The organism is Deltaproteobacteria bacterium (assembly GCA_019309545.1).
Lineage (GTDB): Bacteria > Desulfobacterota > Desulfobaccia > Desulfobaccales > Desulfobaccaceae > Desulfobacca_B.
The window spans coordinates 1-4,372 of sequence record JAFDGA010000065.1 but is presented as its reverse complement, the minus strand read 5'-3'; the positions used below and the strand labels follow the sequence as shown (position 1 = coordinate 4,372).

The window sequence follows — 4,372 nt, the reverse complement described above, 5'->3', positions numbered from 1 at the left end:
CCGTTGGGGCGCTTGAAAGGAGGCCGGTACGGTGATCACCGTTCGTGTCGGGGAAGTGGCATCATCGGCTAAAGCAGCATCATAAAGGAATTTGATGACCTGGCTGCTGATCTCAGCCGCTGAGCGGAATCCGACGGGAGCCCGGTGATAAGTTTTCCGAATACCTATGTCGTTTTTACACTCGTAGAAAATATTGGTATTCTGCGTCAGTCCGAGTTCTGAGCCGCGCGCTCTTAGGCGTTTGGCTCCCTCCCCTACCAGCACTTGGCCACCGTGGATGGCCACTACTGAAAGGACCAGAACATGGATGTAGGTCCCTTCCGAGGTAGGCTGTTCCACCTCGATACAGCGAGCCAAAGGCGGTGATGAAGCCTCTAAATCCCAGAAAATTTCTGCCACTGTGGAGTTGGTAGTCCCCAGGTCTATTCCTAACACCCTGAGAGGTTTGCTAGGGAGGCGTAACTCCACCCTTTCATGGCGTAAAACTAATGGTAAGGAATTCATTTTGGTTTTCCTGTTATGCCCCTGAAAGCAAATCGAAGCAGATGAGCCTTAAATCATCCCTTTTTAAGGGTGTAAATTTATGCGTCAATGACTCAGTGTCAATCTCGGTCGCGTTGCCAAATTTTTCCCGTTGTTCTTTGAGTGCCATTAGAAGGGCCTTGATATCACTAGTGGTTTGGAAAGTTTTATAGGCTTGCCGAAGCTCGCGCACCTGCACCGTTAGCATGGGTTGGTTAAGAAAACGGATTGCCTCGACCGCCTCTCGCCTGCTGATATCGGGATGGCTAAGATAGCCCTGAATGACAGTGGCAACTGTAACCTGAAGGGGATCTACAGTGCGAGGGGCCAAGGATAGAGCTTTTTGTTCCTCAAAGGATTTCAAAATGTCTTCGATAATCCTCTCCTGATAATCAAAGTTAGAACTGAACATATCGGGATCAACGACTCGGGGGGTGTCTTTATCGCAGGCAATGAGGTTGGCAATAATAAACCGGTTGTCGGTAATCTTCTGATTTTTCAAATCAAGATATCTCCAGAAATGGTTTTTTCCACCTGCAGCGGATTGAGCCTGGAAGTAGAAAAATACCCCACTATCACCACTTTTTAAGAGACCTGAGTGGATGCCGTCAGGCAGGGATTCCAGCATCGCCAGACCACCACTATCCAACAGATTGCGCAGTTGCTGCAGCAAAAATTCATTACTCGCCAGTTCGGTAAACTGTTCCTCTTCTTCGATGACCGTGCCATCTTCGTCTTGAATTCTCTTGAGGGTATTGAAATTACGGGGATGCACGGTTTCACCCAAAACACTGGCATCCAGAAAACCGGCTCGGTCAATGTCGGCGATCTTTCTGCTTAAACTCTCAACCAGCCTCAGCAACCGCTCCAGGCCGGCATCGGGAAACATATTATAGATCCACAAAGTCTCAAATTCGGTGCCGATCCGATCAATTCTGCCCGCCCGTTGCACCATCCGGGTCGGGTTCCAGTGCAGGTCATAATTGACCAAGTAGCCGCAATCCTGAAGGTTTTGCCCCTCTGACAATACATCCGTAGAGATCAGCAGGTCTATTTCTTTATCGGTTCCCACCCAATCCATTTTGTCATTGGCTTTTGGAGCGAATCCCTGAATGGTGCGCAGACGTTCTTTGGTGTCTATACCGCTGTCCATGCGCCGAATTTTCACCTTACCCAGGCGGCGACGGAATTCCTCTCCTTTGGGACCCCCCAAATGTTGAAAAAGATACCGGGCCGTGTCTTTGTAATAGCTGAAGATCAGAACCTTTTTACCCCGCAGTTCTGTGGACAGCAGCTCTTTCAGCCGCTCCAGTTTGGCATCGTTTTCCGGCTTAATCCTTTTAATGCGATGCCAGATCCTGGAAAGTATTTCCACATCGTGCTGGACGGCATCGTGGAGTCGGCGTAAGTCGTACTGCGCCGGGTCAATAGTCTCCATGCCTTCTAAAATCCCCTGGGCCTCTTCACTGGCGTCTAAATCTTCGGCCAAGGAGGTGGGGGTGGCATCATCTTCTTCATCTTCCCGGGAAAGGAAACGCAGGGCCTTATGGAAATCGCAGCTTCTGAGGAGGCGTCCCCCCAGGATATAGGATTCAAAGGTCTTCAAAAAGGCCAGGGCCCGCCACATACTGATCCGAAAGGCTTCAATGCTGGATTCAAAGCGCTTGAGATAACGGCTTTTAAAAATCCCCACCAAGGCCTGTTCCCGCCCCTCTTCAAAGGGATCAACTTCAACCCCGGCCTTTTTATAGGCTTCCAGGTTATAAGGGGACAGCTTCAGGCTCTCAATTCCCGATACCACCTCTTCATAGATGCCGGCATAAGTGGCCTCTAAGTTATAATTTACAGTTCTGAGCCTTCTGTCCGGGAACCTGATTTTCTTACCCTGAATGGTAGCTTCCGGGTAGGCCCGGCGGATAAACGGGCGAGTCCGGCGAATCACCATCTCTTCCAGTAAATTGAACAGGGCAAAGGCAGGATTGTTATTTCTTGATTCCCGGCGGGCTTGGAGGAAATATTTATGCAAGTCGCCAATGCCGCAGGCGGTGAAGTAGCTTCGATCCCCTTGGGCGACCAAACTGATCTGATTATAGAGGTCTAATAGGTCATTGTTGATAGGGGTAGCGGTCAGCATTATCACTTTCTTGCGGCCGCCATCCCGCCCTCTACCCCCGTTGGTGCCCAAGATCCGTTCGATATTGCCGTAACGCTGAGCATTGCGGTTCCGAAAGTTATGTGATTCATCGATCAGGAGAATGTCGGCGTCGCCATAAGGCAGGGTATCAAATTCCTCCCGCCCCAATTCCTCCTGGGAGAGCACTGTGGCCGCGATCGTGGCCTCGGCCAGTTCCCGTTCCCACATTTGCCGCAGACTGGCCGGACAGACCACCAGAGCCTTTTGTCGCAAGTGGTAAGCAAAATCCTCCAGGAGTTTCTTGCCGATCCAGGTTTTGCCCAAGCCCACCGAATCGGCGATCATCACCCCATCATAGCGGGACAGAATCTTGCGGGCCTTTTTCACCGCGTCATCCTGAAATTCCGTTAATTCCACTGCCGATCGGACCGGTGCCGGAGCTTCCCGGCCCAGGTCGTCCTTAAAATATTCATAGAGCGCCTTCATATAGACCTGATAGGGGGTATATTCCTTAGCGCCGAACTTGGAGGCGTCCAAAAGCTCGATGAGCTCTTCTTTGAAATCCCGGGCATCTTCCCACTGCTGGTCATACCAGCGTTCTAAATCAATGATGGCTCGGGCCCCTACCTCGCTTTTCAGAAGTTGCCGGTTCTCCGGCTTGATCATTTTGCTGGGTCGGGCGTCGGAGAGCCAGGAAACGGCCAGGGTGGCCTCCGGGTCATCGACCTCGGCCGGATCGAGGAGCACTTTATGAGCCAAATTAAGTTCGCGATTGGAGGTAAGACCGGGAACGGTGAAATTGGAGGAACCAACAATGGCCAGAATCGGTCGGAAGCGGTCAAACAGCAGCTGTTGGCCCGGCCGGTCAGAATAAAACAGCCAACATTTGCCGTGCAGAAAGCCCTGGTGGTGCAACCGCACCTGGACCGCCGGACGCCGCAGATAGGCGATCAAATCCTCGATGAGGCAGAGGGTTTCTTCTTTGAATGGCAGAGCATTCAGATCTCGTCGAATCAGCCCTTTGACCAGGTCGGCATCGGGCTTCAGGCCCAATTGCTCCCCCGAGGCCGGCTCCGCTCCCAGAAGCAGGCGAAAATTTCCCAAGCCAAAAAGCCCGTCTTTAACGAGACCAAACCCCCCCACGGTAAAGTAGGCAGTAGCGACATCCAGAGAGCGGCCCTGGTGCTCTTCTAACAGCTCATTTAACAGATCAGCCAGATGATAGGTCTGATTGTCGATGACATAGGGGATTCTCATGGGGAATTCGCTCTCCAGAACAAAGCCATACCGTTATGCACTATCTTGACAATCTCTTATGAACCATTTCATGAAAATTTTAAGTCATCCTGCGTTATTCTTTGTTTTTCTATATAGGATTACGGCCTAAACGATACCCATATTGTTCTATTAGATTCCACCAAATATCATTATTGTTAACTCTGTACAAATATTCGGGTCGATAAAACCTTGCACCTTCTATATTAATGCCTCTTGAGCGTAAGTAGTCAGCTAGCCTTTCCGAATTAAAGTAAATTCTTAATTCCGCCCCCCACTTATTAGTTTGCATTTGATATTCTGAAGGTCTTCCCGGTGACACCTGAATTCCAGTTGCATCAAAATATCTCCTTTCAAAAGTTTCTCTAACCCGCGGAGCAACTTCTGCCTCTAAATATATTTCTCCGCTCAAATCTAAACCAAAAGGATTACCATTGGGCA

General features: G+C 50.3%; 3 protein-coding genes. All 3 read right to left on the bottom strand.

Annotated features, from left to right (window positions below; translation table 11 throughout):
• Positions 1-504: hypothetical protein (locus tag JRG72_11455; protein MBW2135821.1), on the bottom strand; the 504-nt coding region annotated here is incomplete at its 3' end.
• Positions 505-517: 13 nt separating this feature from the next.
• Positions 518-3,913 (bottom strand): helicase, encoded by a 3,396-nt coding sequence (locus tag JRG72_11450; protein ID MBW2135820.1) that lies wholly within the window; start codon positions 3,911-3,913, stop codon positions 518-520.
• Between the two features lie 109 nt (positions 3,914-4,022).
• A partial coding sequence (locus tag JRG72_11445; protein ID MBW2135819.1) for a hypothetical protein occupies positions 4,023-4,372 on the bottom strand: 350 nt, incomplete at its 5' end.